The sequence below is a fragment of the Halobaculum roseum genome (genome assembly GCF_019880245.1).
In the GTDB taxonomy this organism is placed as follows: Archaea; Halobacteriota; Halobacteria; order Halobacteriales; family Haloferacaceae; genus Halobaculum; species Halobaculum roseum.
In genome coordinates, this window is the sequence record NZ_CP082286.1 from 2,285,957 (window position 1) to 2,305,705 (window position 19,749).

Genomic DNA, 19,749 nt, shown 5'->3' on the forward strand with positions numbered 1-19,749 from the left:
ATGGTGCAGATTCCACTCTCCGATTACGGTGTTGAGTGGTTCAAAGACATCCTCGGTCAGATAACTGCATGGTTCAGAGAACAGCTCGTTGAGGGATATCAGAAACTTACTACGGAGCTGTTTGAAACACCGCTCCCCGACGGGACTGGGTTGGAGGTCGTATTCGATTCTCCGGAGCCAGGTACTACCCCGTGGTACGATGTCTATCAGACCGTCGTCGGCGGGGAAGTGATGATTCTAGCGCTCATCATTCTATTCCTCTCCGTTCAGGGACGCCATTTCGTCCGGGTATTCCATTTTGGATCTCCACAACGCGACCGGCGAACACGCCGTAATGCGTGGACTGGTGGCTGTCTTATCGTTGCGTGGTACTGGATCGCCGTACTCACACTGTACTTCGTCAATGGATTGATCATCGGGATAATCCCGAACGTCACACAAATCGGCGCGGGTGTTCTGGAATTACTCCCTACGTCCGCAGTGAACCCCGTAATGACGTTCGGACTCACGAGCGTTGGTGCTGTCGCACTTTCGACTCTCCAAGCGATCTTCTTCCTGCGGGAAGTCCTCCTGTACGTCTATCTGTACGGGATGCCGATCGGCCTCGCGTTCGCGTTCGGCAACCTCCCCGTGGTCTCGCGGATCGCCGCCCGCTTTTGCAGACAGTTCATCCCACTCGCGGTCCTGCCGATCCCGGCTGCCGTGCTGTTCCGTGGCTACGGGTTGTTGTTCGGCGGCGATCCCGTCGTCTCCCCGACCCGACCGCTGTTCGGCTACGTCGTCGCGATCTCGTTGCCCGTGGTGGGGCTGTACGTCACGTGGAAGACGTTCCGGTACGCCGCGCCGCTGGTTACGGGCGCGCTCGCACGGACCGGGCGGACCGCCGCGACGCTCGGGCTCGTCGCCGGGGTGGGTGCGACCGTCGGGGGCGGGGCCGCGGCGACGACCGCCCGCTTCGGCCCGCGTACCGGCATGACTTACGCGGCCGTACAGCGCGTCACTGACGGCGGGTCGTCACAACGCGGCGCATCGACGACGACGACCCAGGACAACGTCGCGACCGACCGGTCCGGCGACGGGGGGATCCCGGCCTACCGTCGTCCAGAGAACGACCCGGGGCGCACCTAATCGATGAGTTCCGACTCCACCGCAGCCGACCGTCGTATCATGACCCAACTGGGGGAAGCACACCGGATCCCGCTGGTGAACCTTCGCGAGGGTGACTTCGGCGTTCTCGTCGGGTTTCCCGTCGCGGGACTACTGGCGGGGAGCGTGCTGTTCGACCCGCTCGTCGTTCCGCTCGCTCTGCTCGGCCTCGTGGTCGGTGTCGCGGCGGTGTACGCCGCTCCGCGTCACCTGACCGCCTCGAGGTGGCTCCGGGACGTGGGTCGGTATCTCCTGTGTCGCCCGCGGTACACGCTCTCGCAGCCGGCCGGGGCCGACCACTCCGGTACGGACGGCGAATCGGTGCCCTACACCCCGTTCATCCCCGACGAGCGGACGCAGGACCTCACGAACGTCGCACGAGCGTGGCCCGGGACGGGCGTCATCGAACGGGAGGACGGCGCGCTCGAAGCGTTCATCACCGTTCGGCCGGGCAACATGGACTTCGCGATGTCGGGCGACTGGGAACAGCTCCAGGCGACCGGCGCGCGGTTCGCGAACAACGACCTCGAGTTCCCGCTGACGGTCCATACGACGACCCGCGCGTTCCCGGCGGACCGCCTCGTCGACCGCCTCGCCGACCGGCAGGCGGACCCCGACGTGGCGAGCAACGACGCCTTCGCCGCGCTCCTGAAGGAGTACCGCGACCGGCGACCGGCGGAGTTGGCGGACACCACCCGGCACCGCTACTACCTCGGCGTCACCGTCACCCCGTCGGACGTTGCGAGTCGCCGCCACGGCGAATCCTCCGTCCGCGACCGGCTCACCGCCATCCCGGTCGTCGGGGTGGTCGTCGCGGCCCTCCTCTCCCGGCCGACTGGGGGTGGACCGGCCGCCCGTCGGCAGGCGATGTACGACCGCCTCTGTGACCGCCTGCACACGCTGGAGCACGACCTCGTCGAGCCGATGGCCGACTGGGAGCATCGCCGGCTCTCGACGCTGGAGTTGTTCGTCCTCGCGGCGGAGTTCTGGAACGGGCCCGAGTACGACGACGCCGAGCGGCTGCTCGCGACGGCGCCGGCGCCGGGCCGCGCCCGCCGGCGGGAGGACGACTGATGCAGGCGGCGATCGCCGACCTCGTGGCGGCGCTACAAACGCTGCCACGGCCGCTCTCACCTGAGGGACTGTTCGTCTACGGCGTCGGAGGTGTTACCCTCCTCGTCGTCTTTGCCCGGCTCCGACAGTGGCTGGCCGGCCGGGGCGATACACAGACGTTCGGCGATCTTCTCGCGGAAGAGACCGTCGACGCAGGTCGTGAGGAGGCAGTTGCGTTCGACACGCTGGCGGACCGGCACCGAACGGCGCTCGCGCCCGAAGCCGTCGAGTGGGAGCCGCGTGCGGCACGGGTCGGCGACCAGTGGACGACCACGCTCACCGTCGCGGCGTACCCCGACCATCCGACCGACGGCTACCTCAGCGGCCTGTTCGAGCTGACCGACATCGAGTTCGATCTGACGGTCCACGTGGACCCGCTGCCCCAGGAGCGGGCCCGCGACCGCCTTCAAGCGGCCGCCGACGACCTGCAGGCCGACGCGGATCTGGAGCGCAGCGTGCGGGAGTCGTACCTGCAGGACCGCGCGGCGGCGGCGACGGCCACGTACAAGGCGGTCGAGAACGGTCAGCGTGTGTTCTCCCAGTCGCTGTTCATCACCGTCCGGGCGGACTCCCGCGAGGACCTCACGGACGCCGTCGCCGCCGTCCGCACCGCGGTGCGCGACCCGCCGGCACGGCTGGAGCCGGCGACGGCGGTGTGTCTCCAAGACCGGGCGCTGCAGGCGGCCGCACCCATCGGCGGCGACCCGCTCGATCGCGGCTCCATCGCCCTCGGCGGCGCCGTCGGCGCCCTCCTCGCGTCGCCACACTCGCCGACGATCCTCGAGGAGGGCGGCGTCGAGTTCGGCGTGCACAAGGACACGCGGAGTCCGCTCGTGGTCGACCCGTTCGCCCGCGAGGACGGCTACGCGATGTTTACGGTCGGCGACCCCGGCTCGGGGAAGTCCTACAGCGCGAAACAGAACTTCATCCGGAGTCTGTCGCAGTCCGACGACCGGATCGGGATCGTCCTCGAACCGCTCACCAACTGGGCCGGCGTCTGTGAGGCACTCGGCGGCCGGCGGATCACCGTCGGCGGCACGCTCGGTCTCAACCCCCTGGAGATCAAGCCGACGCCCGAGCACGTGCTGGAGGCTCGCGGCGACGACGCGAGCCCGCTGAAGGAGCGTCAAGAGCGGGCGCTGGCGTTCTTCACCAACGTGTTCGCCACGCGGGGCGTCGAGTTGGGTGACCGCCGCACGACGCTGGAGACGGCGCTCACGGCGGCGTACGAGCGGAAGGGCATCACCGAGGACGTCTCCACCCACGACCGGGAGAGTCCGACCGTCCGCGACATGCTCGATATTCTCGCGGAGATGGCCGACGCTCCCGGCGAATACGTGATCCGGACCGACGACGAGGCGAAGAAGATCGCCGACGACGCGGTGTGGCTGCTCGACCAACTGCGGCCCTTCGCCGAAGACGGGCAGTTCGAACAGCTCGGTCGCCACAGCGAGTTCGACATCCGCGACGAGTCGCTGGTGTATCTCGATCTGGCCGAGCAGGGCGGGCAGGTCGGCGGGCATACGAGTCTCCTGATGGAACTGCTCATCTCGCTGGTGTACGAGCGAGCCAAGGAGACGGACCAGGAGGTCGTCTTTGTCATCGACGAGGCGCGGTACCTCATGAAGGACGCGGCGACGCTGTCGTATCTGGAGACGATCTTCCGGCACCACCGCCACCACGACCTGTCGATCCGACTGGTGACCCAGACCGTCGACGAGTTCTTCGAGCACGACACCGCGGAGATGATCCTCGACCAGTGTGCGATCAAGCAGTTCCACAAGCTCGACGGGATGGACAGTGAGTGGGCCGACGAGTTCGGCTTGAACCACCCGCAGATGCGGTTCGTCCAGACGGCGACGCCCGGCGACGAGGAGGCCGGCTACTCGCAGGCGTTGCTCGGTGTGGACGGCGAGTGGCGCGGGATGGAGGTCCGGGCCTTGCCGCGGGAACACGAGGTGATCACCCACGACCCGCAGCAGGCGGACGGCCCGCTCGCCGACGACCCCGGGGAGGTGGCCGCCGATGACTGACCCGCCGGTTCCGACCGCCGACCGCCTGCCGGAGACGCTGACAGACCGCGACCAGTGGGTGTGTTGGCGCAGCGAACAGCGGGACGACAAGTCGACGAAAGTCCCGATCGAGCCGGGCGGCGGGTACGCCTCCGCGACGGATCCGGACACGTGGCGGTCGTTGTCCGTGGCGAGAGACCACGCCGTCGATACGGGCGACGCAGGGGTCGGCTTCGTCTTCACCGACGACGATCCGCTCGTCGGTGTCGACCTCGACGATTGCCGGGATCCGGACACGGGTGCCCTTTCCGAATCGGCCGACGATATCGTCGAGCAGCTGAACTCATATACCGAGGTGAGTCCCTCGGGGACCGGCATCCACGTCATCGTCGCCGGCGACCTGCCCCGGGGCCGGAACCGACGTGGCGACGTGGAGCTGTACGACTCGGCACGATACTTCACCGTCACCGGCGACCGCGTCGACGGCACGCCCGATCACGTTGCCGAGCGACCCGAAGCGCTCGCCGCCGTCCACTCGGCGTACGTGGCACCGGACACGAGCGCCGCGAGCACGTCGGGATCCGACGCCGCCGCTTCGTCGGCCTCCCGATCGGGGAAGCAGGGGCCGGGGAACAGACTCTCGGACGCGGACCTCATTGACCGTGCGAGCGACGCCGCCAACGGCCCGAAGTTCCGGCGCCTCTGGCGTGGGTCCACTGCGGGCTATCCGAGCCACTCGGAGGCCGACATGGCGCTGTGTTCGCTGCTGGCGTTCTGGACGGGCGGCGACCCCGACCAGATGGATCGCCTGTTCCGGGAGTCGGGGTTGTATCGCGAGAAGTGGGACGAGGTCCACTTCAGCGACGGCGCGACGTACGGTGAGCGGACGATCGAACGCGCGATCGCGAGAACGGACGAGTACTACGATGAGAGTTCCAGTGAAGGCTGGACGCCTCTTGCGGTCACGAGCGCTGAGGATCGGGCATCGGAGCAAGCAGCCGGCAGCGGCGACGAGGGGTCGGTCGCGGACACGACCGGAGACGCGCTCGCGGATCTTCGAGCCGAACTGGCCAAGCTCGAGCAGGAGACGGAACGGCTCCGGGAGGAACTCGCCGTCGAGCGGACGCGCCGAAAGGAACTCGAACGCGAACTCGCACAGCAGGAATCGTCCCGACTCTCGCGATATCTCCCCTGGCGGTGATGACCGCGCGGTCGGTTTTTGGGCACCCCGACGGGTGCAGTGCGCGTACATTCACTGGTCGCTCGACTCAGGCGTATCGCTGCAGGAACCGAACCGGACTGGGATCCGCTCGGAGTCGGCCGCGTCAGAACCTGCGAGCATCCTCGCGAGGCGATCCGCCGTAGCGACGAACCGGCACACGATTCCCGTATCGAGCAGTGTCAGGCGTGTGGGACGATCCTGCGCCGGTATCCGCTCGGAGATCTGTGATGACCGCCCACGAGATCGAACTCAAATTCGAACACGAATCGGGTGATCAACGGAAGGTGGTGTTCGCGCCGAACCCGGAGCGCGGCTGTTGGAGCCGAAGCGAGTTCCGTCGGGACGAAGCCGATCAGCCGTGGCAGACGGTCGGTGTCGAACTGGTCGAGACTGTCGCCGTCAGCTGTACACCGGTTGAACTCACGGAGTCGGTTCGAGGGCCGTAACCCGCTTGCGGGAGACCCGGAACCATCACACCGGGTCGGATTCTCCGAGGCGAATTCGGGTGGATGCGCGTGCCCTATTCGACGCCGGCCGCGGCGAGCCATTGGAACGTGCCGCTCCGTCCGGCGAGCACGAGCGGGTAATCCTCGACGACGATCCGGTAGTAGGGACGCGTCGCATCGACCCACGAACAGTGCGTCGGCTCCTCAAACCCGCTCGGCACGTGGCGACAGTACACCCGCCAGTCGTCGCGGCGATGGTACGCCGGCGTGACGCCCGTTTCAACACACAGTCGGAGCACGTGGCCCGCGAGCCGGTCACTGACCGTGTAGTAGGTGCGCTTCTCGTTCCCGTCGCCGGCGAGCAACGTTTCCAGCAGCAGGCGCTTCTGTGCGGGTGAACAGTCCCACACGAGCGACGGGAGCCGCTTCGAGCGACTGTCCGATCCACACAGCCGCGAGAAGATCCGGCCGTAGCAGTTCGAGCCGATTCTGAACGACCGATCGTCCTCCCGATAGGCGATTCCGAGCCGATCGAGGAGGCGTCTGATCGTGTCGCGGTACCGCGGTGTCTCCTGAGCGATCTTGACCGAGGCACTGTTCCGGTCCGATCCGGTGTAGATCGACCCTTCCGTCACGAGCCAGCCGAGCAGTTGAATGAAGTCATCGCCCGCAAACCGGTACGGTCGTGGGCGCTCCTTTGCTCCCGTTCGGATCCCGAGCGCGGTCGACTCCGCGTCGATGGCCTCCCGGTAGGTGTCGAAGGTCGCGGGATCGAACGCGTAGCCGACCTGTTTGTGTCGCCGTTTCGGTTCACACCCCGCTGGGAGTGCCGCTCGGAACGAATGCCCGTGCGACCCGTCGTACTGCGCGACGATCTCGTACTCCGTCGCGTGGTCCGTGAGGTCGACGACCTCCGTTCGGGACCTCCCGAGAGGGGTCCACTCGGAGATGAACCGATAGCGATGCCGCTCGTCCAGTCGATCCGCTCGCTGGTAGCGAACCAGGTCGATGTCGTCGGTCACGAACGGCACGTACTGGCCGGGTGCCAGCCGGAGCCGCGCTCGTTGCGCGTCGATGTCGACCGCCGCCGCAGGTTCGATACGGTCCACGTCGACGACTCGCTTCAGTTTCATCGTCCGACTCAGGGGTTCCATCGTGTAGATACGGTCCCCACGCACGAGTTGGTCGACCGGGCAACTCCCGTCGGCGCCGAGCACGTTCGTTCCGGCGGCTAGTCCGCCGGACCGACCGCTTTCAGTCGGTGTGACGCCGTGTTCGGTGATGGTATCCATCTCACCGCCGGTTGGTCCGGTGTTCGTATTTGAATCTCAGCCGCTGGGCCTCTCTGATCACCGCTTCACAACTTGGTGGCGAGTCCAGCAGAACGTGAACGGAGAACTGGTGAAGTACATACACGGAGATTCGGTGGAGATGGGCTCGATGAAGGAGCCGATTCACGCGTACCTTCACACCTACTACGAGGACATCGAAGACCTCTACCGAAACAACATCTACCGACGCGGTATCTGTGTTTTTAATCGGTTTATTATGTAGTTGATGCCTTCCAGAGTTCTAACCATAGGTGTATGTAATCTCAACAAACTATTTATCGCCAATTTCGTTAAGTACGCCAATGACTGACCAGAGTGAACTGTTCGACCTTTTGGAGCTTCAGCAAGACGAGGACATGTCGTGCAGCGAGAGGCTCGCCAAAATTCGCCAGAATGCAAGTTCTATCCCACGCACAGGCCTCTATTACGTCTCTGAAATAATTGGGGACTGTGTTGAGAGCAATCAGAGAGACTGCCTCGAAACTGTGTATGTTCTGGCAAAGGAAAATGTGGGGCCTGATTCTGACCTCCGTCATGGCCTCATGGCGATCTCAAACGCAGATATGGCAGTCGTCAATGATTTCATACAGTCGATAATCGAGGAAGAGGAAGTAACCGAGTCGCATTATCTCTCACGGATTGTTCCCTATCTGTACCGTGGGCATGAATCAGAACTCGTTGAACAACTTGAGGAATGGAAAGAGACGCATGAGTATTTCTTTTGGCAAGCTATTGATTTGATTCTCAAACAGTATAACCGAGATAGTGAGAAACCGAACGAAGAGTTTGCTGATGAAATTCAGCTGTTGAAATCGACACTCCAGAGAATCGCTAAATCGAATGGTGTAGAACCGAACGACAGTGGCCTTGGGAACTCCGAAATTGCAAAGGTCCATAATTTGACCAAGGACATCTATTACGAGGGACGCGGGATCAGCAAAGAGCGAATCCAGAAAAACCTCGAATTATATCCGAATCTGAAAAAGTTCTTAACGGCCCAAGAGACGTGGCTTGATACCTTACTGGAGCAGAATCAGCATCCGTTAGCGTACCGGCTTTCCTACGAACACACCGAGGAGGAGTGTAGGCAAATCGTGAATTCTGATGATGCGGAGCAGTCTGACAAACGAAATGCTAAATTCTGTCTTGACAAGATAGCCCTTCTCAGGTATTATGACGAGTGTTTCGCCGCGCTAGATATGGAATCAGATAGTGACCTTACCTCGAACCTTCGGCACGGTATATTAGACCGCTCGAATTTCGAGAGTGCAATCGCTGAGATTGAGGTGCTGCGAGCTTTACGCAGCGAATTCGGCCCTGATAATGTTGAGTTCGAACCGGAGGTACCAGAGTCCTCAAAAGTCACTGATTACCGTGTTTCTATCGCGGGAGAGAACATCTGGATTGAGCTAAAACATCCGGACCCCTCCGAACCAGCGGCTATCGGGGACATTTACTCTCTTGATATGGACCCTGAATCAAGCCCGGTTCGTTCAGCGGTGACCGAAAAGATGGAGCAGTTGAACCCGGCCAAGGAAGCAACCGATGACCTAACGATGGTACTACTGAAGACTCAACCATCGAAAATTGATGAAGTGGCAGTTAGAAGTTATGTCGCAGGCCCAGAGATGGCAGTAATTCCTGAAGATGGTGATACTGACGACTTAGATGTGGTGCGTGGAAAATCGGGATTATCGTATAACGAGCGGACTGAAAATCTCGATATTCTTGCTCACTACAAGACTACCGGAGACGCAACTGAGGAACCGTATATTCGTTGCCGTGGATACCTCTTATCCGATATTGATGAAGATGTTGTTCAGCGACTAAGCGGCTTCCTGACGTGAGGTAGAAACCTCGCGCCAGTTCGATTGTCGAGCGATGAGAGCTATTAGTAGATGGTGACTGTCATAGTTCAGCAGCGTCGTCTTCCCGACGCCCATCGATCCGGAGAACAGGACGACGCCGCGGTGCTCGTACAGCATTCAAAGGAGCGTGACCAGCTCCGTCGGGAGCGGCCCCGAGTTCACCAGATCGACCGGCGTATCGGGTGGCTCCGAGCACGCGTCGTTCAAGCCGGGTCGTCGTCCGCGACCCGCCTCGGGGCCACACGACGGAGCACCCGTGACGGAGTCGCCCCGCGCCCGCTGACGAGGAGGAACCCGGCGAAGATGACGCCGAAGCCGACGACCGACAGCGCCGAGAGCGTCTCCCCGAGCAGCGCCCAGCCGCCCACCGCCGAGACGACCGGGACGAAGTAAAACAGCAGGTTCGCCCGCGTCGCGTCGGTCTCGTCGATCAGCGCGAAGTACGCGAGATACGCGACCGCACCGGAGAACACTCCGACGTACAGCAGGGCCGCCATCGCGGCGGGCGGCACCGTCAGCCCGGTCGCGGACTCGCCGGCGGCGACACTCAGCCCGTGTGAGAGCGCGGCCGCCAGCGGCACACCCCAGATCGTGCGGGCCGTACTCGACAGCGTCGTGTCCGCGCGGCGGATCACCACGGCACCGAAGGCGCTGACCGCGGCGGCGCCGAACAGCAGCGGCACGCCGGGGCCGTTCGCGAGCAGCGCCGACGGATCGGGGTCGGCGACGAGGACGACGCCGACGAGTCCCAGTCCCATTCCCGCGACACCCCGGCCGGAGAGCCGCTCGCTGCCGAGCAGGAGCGTGGCGAACACCGGCGTCAGGATCGGGTTGAGGCTGAATACGACGGCCGCCACGCCGCTGCTCACGTACTGCTGTCCGAGGAACAACAGCGCGTTCGTGAGCCCGACGACGAGCCCGCCGGTCGCCACGATGCCGACGATGTCGCCGGTCGTCCGCGGACGCAACTGCGCCCGGGAGCGATGCGTCGCCGCGAACGCCGCCAGGACGACCGCGCCGATGTCGAACCGGAGGGCCACGAACAACAGCGGCGGGAGATGCGCCAGTCCGGCTTTCGCCGCAACGAAGGTCCCGCCGAAGAGCCCCGCCGCGACGACGAAGCACGCCCCGGTCCGTCGCGTGAACACGCTACCCGCTCACCCCGATAGCGAAGGCGGACAAACGGGCACTAACTCGCGGCACTTCTGTCACGATACACGGTACGTGACGGAGATATATAACGAAACTCAGAAAATGTTCCACGACGGGAAACGATCCGCAGCCCGCGACAGCGTTGCACGGCGTGAAACGTCGCCGCGGAGCGAAGCTGGTTTACTCCGGTGGCCGCTGGATCGCGTATGGAGCGCCCGCTCGAGGAGATCGAGTTCCTCGCCCGCTCGACCAACCGCGTCGAGGTGTTGCAGTTGTTGGCGACGGAGCCGCACACGCGGCGAGCGCTCGCGACGGCGACGGGGGCGTCCCAGGCGACGCTCGGCCGGATCCTCGAGGACTTCACCGAGCGCTCGTGGGTCGAGCAGACGGGACGCGAGTACGTCGCGACCGCCACCGGATCGCTGGTCGCCGACGGGATCGACGAACTGGTGAGGGTCCTCGAAACGGAGGGGAAGCTCCGGGACGTGGTGGCGTATCTCCCGGCGGCGGAACTCGGCTTCGACCTGCGTCGGCTCCACGACGCGACGGTGACCGTTCCGAGCCGCACACGTCCGAGCGCACCGCTCCAGCGCGTGCTCGAGGGAATGGAGGGTGCCGAGACGCTGCGCGCGTTCTCGCACACGCTCAACGAACAGAGCCTCGCGACGACGCACGACCGCGTCACCGCGGGCGAACAGACGTTCGAGGCCGTGCTCTCCCCGGGCGCGATCGAGGCGCTCGCGGCCGACGACCGCCTCTGGGCGACGCTGCGGGCGTTGGTCGACCACGAGGACGCGGCGATCAGGGTCTCCCGCGACGAGATGCCGGTCGCGGTCACCATCGCGGACGGGACGGTGTACCTGCTCGTGCGGGACGACGGCGGGATCCTCCGGGCCTCCATCCACACCGACGACGCGGCGGTCCACGAGTGGGCCGAGGACACGTTCGCGGAGTACTGGGCGGAAGCGAACCCGTTGGACCCGACGGCGTTCGGCGGGTGACCGCCGTCCCGTACCTCGCGGACGTGACCCCGACCGACCGCCCGCGGGTCACCGACGGAGCCCTGCAGGGGTCACTCCCCGGGACCGGTCGGGAAACCGCCCCGGATCCCGTCGACGATCCCGTCTCCCCTGCACGCCCCGCGGTCACACCGCGACGGCGCCGGTGTCGTCGACGAGCCGGAACCGGACGGCGTCGCGGCCGCGCCCGAGCTGGTGGACCGACCGCTCGACGCTCCCGTCGACCCCTCTGACGGTCTCCACGCCGGTGACGCGCCAGGGATAGCCGAGGCAATCGCTCCCGGTCAGCGGCACCCGCGTCGTCGCGTCCGGACGCTCGGCTCTCTCCGAACCGTGCCCGTCCCCGTCGCGTCGCCGAGTTCGGCGACCGCGACGGATCGCACCCGCCTGAGCCGGATCGCGCGGTACCCCTCCCGGAGGCCGGCGGCGACGAGGAACTGTCCGATCCCGCCCGCGATCAGGACGGGGGCGGGCGCGTCGCCGTGACGCTGGCGGCCACCGTCGGCGACGCGGACCCGGGCCGTACGTGTGGGTGCCGTCGGATTGCGACACCCCCGGGGCGGCCGGTCAGAACTCGTCGATCACCGGGATCCCCTCGGTCCCGAAGTCGGTCATCGCGGACAGCTTGTCGTTCACGTCGTCTAGCGAGACCGTCTCGCTGACGACGGCGCTGGGATCGAGCTTGTCGCGGGCGACCATCCGGAAGATCTCGTCGTAGCGCGTCGGCGGCAGCCCCAGCGAGCCGACGAACTCGATCTCCTTCATCACCATCGCGTCCGTCGGGAGGCCGACCATCCCCTCCTCCTCGGAAGTAGTGAGCCCGATCTGGACGTGCGTCCCCCGCGTCCCGAGGCTGAGCACCGAGTTGCGACACGTCTCGGCGATGCCGAGCGCGTCGACGGAGACGTGACAGCCGCCGCCCGCGAGCGCCTGCACCGCCCCCGGGACGTTGTCGGCGTCGCCGGCGTTGAGGGTCTCGGCGGCGCCCAGCTCCTCGGCCGTCGAGAGCTTGTCGTCGTCGAGGTCGACGGCGACGACGTTGGCGCCGAGGGCGTCGGCGACGTGGACCGCCGAGAGCCCGACGCCGCCGCAGCCGTGGACGGCGACCCAGTCGCCCGCCTCGACGGGCGCCCGGTGGGCCAGCCCGTGGAAGGCGGTCATGAACCGGCAGCCCAGCCCCGCCATGTCGACGGAGCCGACGCCGTCGGGGAGGTGGACGAGGTTGTGGTCGGCCGCTGGCACGTGGACGAACTCGGCGAAGGCGCCGGGGACCGGCTCGACGAACCCCAGCGGCATCGGGTTCTCGCAGGTGTTCCCGTGGCCGGTCCGACACTGCATGCACGTGCCGTCGCCGAGGTTGAACGGCACGGCCACGTGGTCGCCCTCGGCGAAGTTCGTCACGTCCTCGCCGACGGCGGCGACGCGGCCCGCCGGCTCGTGGCCGAGGATCTGGCCCGGCTGGGGCTGGATGCCCAGCCAGTCCCAGTCGCCCTGCCAGCCGTGCCAGTCCGACCGACAGATCCCGCACGCCTCGACCTCGACGACCACGCCCTTGGGCTCGGGCTCCGGATCGGCGACCTCGGTTACGTCGAGCGGTTCCCCGTGCTCGCGCAGGACTGCTGCTCGCATGACACGTGATCGTTGGTGACAAATACCATAGTTGTTCCTGTCGGTTCCGGATCCGGAGATAGATCGAGCGACTGTCGGGCCCTGACGCGTCTCAGGTGACCTGTGAGATCTCGAATCTGGCGCCCCCCTCGTCGCTCTCGGTCACCGTCACCTCCCAGCCGTGGGCGTCGGCGATCTGGGTGACGATCGTGAGGCCGAACCCGGTCCCGTCCTCCGCCGTCGAGTAACCGTGATCGAGGATCTGGTCGCGGTCGGCCGGCGCGATCCCCGGGCCGTCGTCCGCGACGAAGAAGCCCGACCCGTCGGCCAACTCGCCGACGCGGATGGCGACGTCGTCGCGGCCGTGCTCGATCGCGTTGCGAAAGAGGTTCTCGAACAGCTGCTGGAGCCGGCTGCCGTCGGCGGTGATCCGCCGGTCGATCTCCACGCTCAGCGTCGCGTCCTCGGTCGCGACGAACGACCAGCAGTCGCGCGCCACCTCGCCCACGTCGACGGTCTCCGTCTCGGCGATCGACTCCCCCTCCCGCGCCAACACCAGCAGGTCCTCGATCAGCGTCTCCATCCGGTCGAGCGCGTTCCGACACCGGTCGTAGTGCTCGGGGTCCCCGGTCTCCTCCGCGAGGTCCAGGTATCCCTGGACGACGCTGAGCGGGTTCCGGAGGTCGTGTGAGACGACCTTGGCGAACTCCTCCAACTGGTCGCGCTGGCGTTGGATGCGTTCGGTCGCCTGCTTCTGGAAGAGCTCGTAGCTCACCCACTCGGCCATCAGCTCCACGAACGTCGACTCCGGCTCGCTGAACGGCTGTTCCCGCGGCTCGGTGTCGGCGAAACAGAACGTGCCGTAGGTGTCGCCGTCGACGACGACCTTGGCCCCGATGTACGACTCGAGCCCGAACTGCTCGTAGGCGGAGTCCCCCTCCCACCCCTCGACCTCGGCGTGCTGGACGGTGAGCGAGTCGTCGTGCGACAGCGTCCGTCGGCAGTACGTCTTGTCGAGGGGACACGACTCGCCCGGCTGTAACAGCGGGTGGTCGCCGCTGGCGTTGACGATCAGCTGTTCGTCGTCGGCGATCTCCGTGAGAAAGCCGACCCGAACCCCCAGATACGCCCGCCCGAGATCCAGCAGGTCGGACACCTTCGTGTCGAACGACCGCTCGTAGTCGGCGGTGATGCGGTACATTCGCCGGATGGCGCCCAGGTCGGTGATGTCTTCTCGGTCGGAGGTCCTGTTCACTGCCCACTGCTAGCGCCACTGGATGGATAACTGTTGGCGGTGATCGCTCCGGTATCGTCGACCGGGTTCGGACCTCGGATGACGATCGGGGGCCTCGGATACCGACCCGCCGATCCGGCCACGGACACGGGGCCGGACGCCCGGAGGCGGCCCAAACGGGGCGAGCCCGGCCCCAGTCTCGTGGGCTATTCGCCGGCGGTTCCGTCGACGGTCCCGTCGGCCGAAGCGCGGTCGACTCCGTCGCCGCCGAGCGCCAACCGCACCGCGACGGCGACGCCGACGAGCAGGAACACGTCGCCCAGCGACGCCAGTGCCGGGCCCGAGGGCGCCCACGGATCGAGCGGACGGCCGGGGGCGACGAGTGCGGGCACGAGCACCGTCGCGAACCGCACGCCGAGGATGACGGCGATCCCCTTGCCGAGATCGCGGACGGAGGTGCGCCGCCCGGTGACGAACAGCACCGCGAGCAGGAACGACGCCTCCGACAGCCACTCGATCGGGAACTGCGACGCCGGGATCCCCACGTTCCAGACCCACGCCCCCGAGACGGTGACCGAAATCGAGGACCCGGCGCCCGCGCGCGTCGCCGTCCGGAGCAGTTCCACGATCCCGTCGGCCGCCACCAGACCGCTGGCGCCGACGAGCGCCCCCAGCCCGGCCGCGACGAGCCCCCGCTTGACGGGCAGTTCCGGGCCGAGCCGCGTCTCGGGGAGGGCGGCGAACAGCGGGTGCCGGTCGGCGCCCTCGGCGGCCGCGGCGAGCCGGTCGTAGCCGCCGTGGTAGGTGAGCCACACCGCGACCGCGATCGCGAGGAGGCTCGCCACCGTCGACAGCGGGACGGCGAGGACCGCGGGGCCGACCGATCCCGGGAACCCGGTCGCCAGCGCCCCCCCGAGGGTAGCCAGCAGGTCGACCCCGTAGACGAGGGCGACCCCGCCGGCGACGACGCGGGGAGTCGGGCGAGCGACGACGCCGACGACGGCCAACAGGAACGGGGCGAACGTCACGGTGGCCACGACCCATTGAACCACGACGGCGCCGAGGACCGCGACTGGATCGCTCGGGGCTCTGCCGGCCATCGACAGCCGGAGCCACCCGAACGCGACGAACGCGAACGCGACCAGCGCTCCCGAACCGAGCGCGGCACCGAGGGCTCTGCGGCCGTCGAGGTCGTCGTGGAGGGGCATCGCTCGCACGTCAAACAGGACCCGGATAAGCCTTCGGTGGGACCCTACGTCGTCGCCGCCGCGGTCGCCGCACCCCTTATGCGCGACGCGCGACTATCCCGGTCGATGGCATCGACGACGCGGGACGGCCGAGATCCCGACCCGGACGCGACGCCCGCGTTCTCCGTCGAGGGGCTCTCCAAGCGCTTCGGCTCCGGCGCGGACGCGGTCCACGCGGTCGAGGACGTCTCCCTCTCGGTCGAGCGGGGCTCGATCGTCGGGCTGCTCGGCCCCAACGGCGCGGGGAAGACGACGCTGATCAAGTCGATTCTCGGGACCGTCATCCCGGACGAGGGCACCGTCCGCGTGCTCGGCCGCGACGCCGCCGACGGACGACGGGGCGCGTACGCGAACGTGGACGCGATGCTGGAGGGTGCCCGCAACGACTACTGGCGCCTGACCGTCCGGGAGAACCTCCGCTACTTCGCGACCATCGGCGGCGTCGCCCCCGACTCGGTCGCCGACCGCCACGACCGCCTGCTCGACCGGCTCGAACTGACCGAGAGGGCCGACACCCCGGTCCGGGAGCTGTCGCGGGGGATGAAACAGAAGGTGTCGCTGGCGAGCGTGCTCGCGGGCGGGGCGGAGCTGGTGTTCCTCGACGAGCCGACGCTCGGGCTCGACGTCGAGGGGTCGCGGACGCTGCGCCGGGAGATCCGCCGGCTCGCCGAGGAGGAGGAGGTCACGGTCGTCGTGAGCAGCCACGACATGCAGGTCGTCGAGGACGTCTGCGATCGGGTGGTCGTCATGTCCGAGGGATCGATCGTCGCCGACGACGCGGTCGAGCGACTGCTCGGCGCCGTCGACGACTACCGCGTGCGTATCGCGAGCGACGACCTCTCGCCGGCGACGATCGCCGACCTGCGCGACCGCTTCGCCGTCGCCGACGCGGACGCGAGCGCTGACCCGCCGACGCTGGCGGTCAGCACCGACGGCGACGCGGCGTACGACCTGTTCGAGGCGTTGCACGCGGCCGACGTGACGCTCGACCGCGTCGACACCGTCGAGCCCAGCTTGGAGGACGTGTTCGTCCGGCTGACCGGCGCGGCGCCGGACGCCTCGTCGGCGTCCGAACCGGACGACGGAGCCGCACGCGCCGGGCGACCGCGAGCGGCCACAGCCGGCGACGACGGGGGTGTGCAGTGACGGCCGCGGACCCGGCCGACGGGCCCGCCGGCGAGGGTCCGGTCGACGCGGCCGTCGCCCGGGACGGTGCCTCGGCCGGCGACGACCCGCGACCGGCGACGCACCTCGATCTCGCCCGCGCGGTCCTCCACCGGGAGTTCCTCATCTTCGTCCGCTATCCGGCGAACGCGATCGGCGGGATCGTCATCTCGCTCGTGTTCTTCGGGCTGTTGTTCTTCGGCGGGCGGCTCCTGGCGGGGCGGGCGCTCGCCGACTCGTTGTCGGGGATCGTCGTCGGCTACTTCCTGTGGACGCTGGCGGTGGGCGCGTACTCGTCGGTGTCCAACGACATCGCCAGCGAGGTCCAGTGGGGGACCCTGGAGCGGCACGTCACCACGCCGTTCGGGTTCGCCCCCGTCGCCCTGCTCAAGGGCGTCGCGAAGGTGGTTCGGACCTTCCTCACCTCCGGGGTCGTGTTGGCCGTGATGCTCGTCATGACGGGCACGTCCCTGCAGATCGCGCCGCTGACGGTCCTCGTCGTCGCGGGGCTGGCGATCGTCTCGGTGCTCGGGCTGGGCTTCGCCGCCGGCGGCGTCACCGTCCTGTACAAGCGGGTCGGCAACTGGCTGAATCTCCTGCAGTTCGGCTTCGTCGTGCTCGTCTCCGCGCCGGTGTTCGACCAGCCGTGGTTGCGGGCGCTGCCGCTGGCGCACGGGAGCGCGATGCTCCAGCGGGCGATGGTCGACGGCGTCCGCCTGTGGGAGTTCCCGCTCGCGGACCTCGCGCTGTTGGTCGCCGTCGCCGTCGGCTACCTCGCCGGCGGCTACGTCGTCTTTCAGGTCGCGACCCGGCGAGCGCGGCGGCTCGGCGTGCTCGGCGACTACTGATCGGGCACAACGTTCGGGCCCGTTCGGCCACTTCCATCGACGACCCGTGGCGCTCGACCCCGACGGCGACGGGGATCGCTCCGGCGACATCGACGACGAGGACGACGAGTTCCCTCGGCGCAATCCCTAACCCCGTCGCCCCGGTACGGACGGTACCATGACGTTCGATCCGACGAACCAGGGAATCGACGCCGAGGAGGCGCACGAGCGAGTGACCGACGCGATAGCGGACAACGAGGTGGTGCTGTTCATGAAGGGCGACGCGCGAATGCCACAGTGCGGCTACTCGAAGCGCGCGATCGGACTGATCGGCCAGTACCGCGACGACGTGGCGACGGTGAACACGCTCGAGAACCTCGACGCCTTCCGCGAGGCGTTGGAGGCCGAGAGCGGCTGGGAGACGATCCCGCAGACGTTCGTCGACGGCGAGTTCGTCGGCGGCAGCGACATCCTCGCGGAGTTGGAGGAGCGCGGCGAGCTCGCCGAGACGCTCAACGCCGACGGTGCGGCCGCGGGCGACGCCGACGCGGGCAACGCCGGCGCCGCGGCCGACGTGTCCGACGGACCGGACGCGCCGTTCTAACTGGGGTACGTTCGGGACTCGGGCTCTCTGATCTCTCGCGAAGGGGGCTGTCCAGTCCGGACCTGTCACGCGCTCCCGAGAGCCACTAAGCTCGCTGATCGCGTCGCGGTTCGCCCGCGAGTTCGACGGGACGCCGAGGGTATGCATCACGTTTCGACGGCCAGTGATCGGCGTGCGAAAAACTATCAGAAATCTAGTTATCTCGTTCTATTATACGTATACAGACATACTACTGGCGGATCGAGTATCACGGCGCCCCGACCGAGATCGGAGCCCTGATCGACCGGATGCCGTCGCAAAATATCATGCGTGATCGATCCGGGTCACAGCGTATCGGGCGATCGTGTTTCTCGTGAAGCTCTGTAGACGCTGTGGCGTCTCTGCTGTACCGCTCGTAGCAGGCTTCGTACTCAAGATATCGGTCGTTTCGGATCGACAGTGGCACGCTGTCAGGACCGTCGTCGCCTGATCCGGATCGCGGGTTAGTCATGCAAACCGAGAGCGGGACCGCGTTGCGAACGGACTGTCGGTCGGTCGTCTACTCCAGTACCCAACAATGTTCGGTGAACGACAGCGAAAACTCATAACGTTCTAATGTATTATCAAAAAATGATAGTTCCTCGGGTTGAGCCGGCTACTGAACGGCTCCGGTTCGCCCCATTCCGAGCTCCTCCACATCACCGAGTCGATCCGATCGGTGCCGTGTGACCGCTCGTGGCCTCCAGTGCACTCCGACTCGTCACACAGCCTATGGCTGTTTGAGGATCCGTGTCCGTGTGAAGCGAGTGCCGGCGAAGGACCCTCGCTTCGGATCGAGCGGCTCGGGAGCCGTCCCTCGATTCGCTCGCGGTGGGCTCGACCACGAGGGCAGGTGCCGCTGTCTCGGGACGTGGCTGGCACGATATCGGCCTCCGTCTCGGGGGGTCGCGTCGGGCGAAGGTCAACTCATATATGCCTCTACTCCGTTGCAGCAACGCGTGCGCAGTAGTGACATAACGTATCGGAAGCCAGTACCCTCCGACGGTGCCGCTTTGGACACCACCGGGAGCGACCGAATCCGATCCGTTCGGGAGGGACGGCCGCATGACTGAGTCCGATCTGAGCGGCCATCAGAAGGAGCGGAAGATCGTTCGTGTCATGCGAACGTACGATCTGGACCACTTGGAGGTCCAACTCGTCAATCGGTGGACCGGTACGGGCGAGGAGCAGTTCACGATCCGGGAGCTCGCTCGGTGGTTCAACGTGCGGGTGGTCGAGCGCGCGATGGAGGAACACGGCGTCAGCTTCGACGGGTTGGTGCCGGACCCGGAGACGGTGTACGACGCGATCGACGCCGACGACCCGGACGAACACCAGGAGCGCGTGCTCGAGGCGCTCAGGGACAGTGGCTTTCCCGTCGACGACCTCGCCGAGGACCTCCCCCACTGGCGGTCCGTCTACGCCTGGCTCACCGAGGACAAGGAGGTCGAGGGCGGGAACACGCGCGAGCCGCTGACTCCCCAGCGCGGGCAAGAACGGATCGACAAGCTCCTCTCTCGCGTCGAACGGGTGAGCGACTCGACGCTCTCCCAGCTCGCTCGGAACCGGGACGGGGAGGTTCCGGACGCGGAGGTATCCGTTCGGCTCCGTGTGAAGTGCTCCGAGTGCGAGCACACGTGTGTTCACCGTGAGTGGATCCAGGCCGGCGGCTGTCCCAGCTGTACGGATTCAACGTGGGACTCGTCGTCCGGAGACTCGAATCCCGATTCGTAACGGT

General features: G+C 66.6%; 16 protein-coding genes and 1 pseudogene. 11 read left to right on the forward strand and 6 right to left on the reverse strand.

Annotated elements, in window-relative coordinates; all coding sequences use genetic code 11:
• From K6T36_RS11565 to K6T36_RS11580, 4 genes are read left to right on the forward strand one after another with little or no spacing between them, the layout of a single operon-like run.
• On the forward strand, nucleotides 1-1,128 hold the full coding sequence (locus K6T36_RS11565; protein ID WP_222921418.1) for a TrbL/VirB6 family protein: 1,128 nt from the start codon (nucleotides 1-3) through the stop codon (nucleotides 1,126-1,128).
• Nucleotides 1,129-1,131: 3 nt separating this feature from the next.
• Entirely contained in the window at nucleotides 1,132-2,220 is a 1,089-nt protein-coding gene (locus tag K6T36_RS11570; RefSeq protein WP_222921419.1) for a TraC-like domain-containing protein, read from the forward strand.
• Nucleotides 2,220-4,292 (forward strand): VirB4 family type IV secretion system protein, encoded by a 2,073-nt coding sequence (locus K6T36_RS11575; protein ID WP_222921420.1) that lies wholly within the window; start codon nucleotides 2,220-2,222, stop codon nucleotides 4,290-4,292. The genes K6T36_RS11570 and K6T36_RS11575 overlap by 1 nt, the downstream gene beginning before the upstream one ends.
• Nucleotides 4,285-5,472 carry a phage NrS-1 polymerase family protein gene (locus tag K6T36_RS11580; protein ID WP_222921421.1) on the forward strand — a complete coding sequence of 396 codons (1,188 nt, stop codon included), beginning with the start codon at nucleotides 4,285-4,287 and terminating at the stop codon, nucleotides 5,470-5,472. Before K6T36_RS11575 ends, K6T36_RS11580 begins: the two co-directional genes overlap by 8 nt.
• A gap of 541 nt (nucleotides 5,473-6,013) precedes the next feature.
• On the opposite strand, the gene K6T36_RS11585 is transcribed toward K6T36_RS11580, so the two are convergent.
• Nucleotides 6,014-7,231 carry an LAGLIDADG family homing endonuclease gene (locus K6T36_RS11585; protein ID WP_222921422.1) on the reverse strand — a complete coding sequence of 406 codons (1,218 nt, stop codon included), beginning with the start codon at nucleotides 7,229-7,231 and terminating at the stop codon, nucleotides 6,014-6,016.
• On the opposite strand from K6T36_RS11585, the gene K6T36_RS11590 reads away from it, so the two are divergent.
• Both K6T36_RS11590 and K6T36_RS11595 read left to right on the forward strand, forming a co-directional pair.
• Complete coding sequence (locus K6T36_RS11590) at nucleotides 7,221-7,493, forward strand: hypothetical protein (RefSeq protein ID WP_222921423.1); 273 nt, start codon at nucleotides 7,221-7,223, stop codon at nucleotides 7,491-7,493. The two genes, K6T36_RS11585 and K6T36_RS11590, sit on opposite strands and share 11 nt — an antisense overlap.
• Nucleotides 7,494-7,572: 79 nt before the next feature.
• The gene (locus tag K6T36_RS11595) at nucleotides 7,573-9,117 is read left to right on the forward strand and encodes a hypothetical protein (RefSeq protein WP_222921424.1); all 1,545 of its coding nucleotides are present in this window, start codon (nucleotides 7,573-7,575) and stop codon (nucleotides 9,115-9,117) included.
• 224 nt (nucleotides 9,118-9,341) lie between these two features.
• Here K6T36_RS11595 and K6T36_RS11600 read toward each other — a convergent pair whose 3' ends face one another.
• Nucleotides 9,342-10,286 carry a DMT family transporter gene (locus K6T36_RS11600; RefSeq protein WP_222921425.1) on the reverse strand — a complete coding sequence of 315 codons (945 nt, stop codon included), beginning with the start codon at nucleotides 10,284-10,286 and terminating at the stop codon, nucleotides 9,342-9,344.
• 210 nt (nucleotides 10,287-10,496) lie between these two features.
• On the opposite strand from K6T36_RS11600, the gene K6T36_RS11605 reads away from it, so the two are divergent.
• Nucleotides 10,497-11,291: a helix-turn-helix transcriptional regulator gene (locus tag K6T36_RS11605; RefSeq protein ID WP_222921426.1), complete on the forward strand. Its 795-nt coding sequence runs from the start codon at nucleotides 10,497-10,499 to the stop codon at nucleotides 11,289-11,291.
• 144 nt (nucleotides 11,292-11,435) lie between these two features.
• Here K6T36_RS11605 and K6T36_RS11610 read toward each other — a convergent pair whose 3' ends face one another.
• The 4 genes from K6T36_RS11610 to K6T36_RS11625 form a co-directional block, all read right to left on the reverse strand.
• Entirely contained in the window at nucleotides 11,436-11,603 is a 168-nt protein-coding gene (locus tag K6T36_RS11610) for a hypothetical protein (protein ID WP_222921427.1), read from the reverse strand.
• Nucleotides 11,604-11,876: 273 nt separating this feature from the next.
• On the reverse strand, nucleotides 11,877-12,938 hold the full coding sequence (locus K6T36_RS11615; protein ID WP_222921428.1) for a zinc-dependent alcohol dehydrogenase family protein: 1,062 nt from the start codon (nucleotides 12,936-12,938) through the stop codon (nucleotides 11,877-11,879).
• 91 nt (nucleotides 12,939-13,029) lie between these two features.
• Nucleotides 13,030-14,172, reverse strand: a complete 1,143-nt coding sequence (locus tag K6T36_RS11620) for a GAF domain-containing sensor histidine kinase (protein ID WP_225935115.1) — start codon at nucleotides 14,170-14,172, stop codon at nucleotides 13,030-13,032.
• 185 nt (nucleotides 14,173-14,357) lie between these two features.
• Nucleotides 14,358-15,359 (reverse strand): hypothetical protein, encoded by a 1,002-nt coding sequence (locus tag K6T36_RS11625; RefSeq protein ID WP_222921429.1) that lies wholly within the window; start codon nucleotides 15,357-15,359, stop codon nucleotides 14,358-14,360.
• A 105-nt stretch (nucleotides 15,360-15,464) separates the two neighbouring features.
• On the opposite strand from K6T36_RS11625, the gene K6T36_RS11630 reads away from it, so the two are divergent.
• The 4 genes and pseudogenes from K6T36_RS11630 (at nucleotide 15,465) to rdfA (ending at nucleotide 19,745) form a co-directional block, all read left to right on the forward strand.
• A complete protein-coding gene (locus tag K6T36_RS11630) occupies nucleotides 15,465-16,544 on the forward strand; it encodes an ABC transporter ATP-binding protein (protein ID WP_225935116.1) in 1,080 nt (359 codons plus the stop codon).
• Nucleotides 16,541-17,410 (forward strand): ABC transporter permease, encoded by an 870-nt coding sequence (locus K6T36_RS11635; RefSeq protein WP_222921431.1) that lies wholly within the window; start codon nucleotides 16,541-16,543, stop codon nucleotides 17,408-17,410. The genes K6T36_RS11630 and K6T36_RS11635 overlap by 4 nt, the downstream gene beginning before the upstream one ends.
• Nucleotides 17,411-17,567: 157 nt before the next feature.
• A pseudogene (locus K6T36_RS11640) lies at nucleotides 17,568-17,912 on the forward strand (glutaredoxin family protein); the annotation flags it as partial.
• Nucleotides 17,913-19,076: 1,164 nt separating this feature from the next.
• Nucleotides 19,077-19,745, forward strand: a complete 669-nt coding sequence (rdfA, locus tag K6T36_RS11645) for a rod-determining factor RdfA (RefSeq protein ID WP_222921433.1) — start codon at nucleotides 19,077-19,079, stop codon at nucleotides 19,743-19,745.
• Nucleotides 19,746-19,749 lie beyond the last annotated feature (4 nt).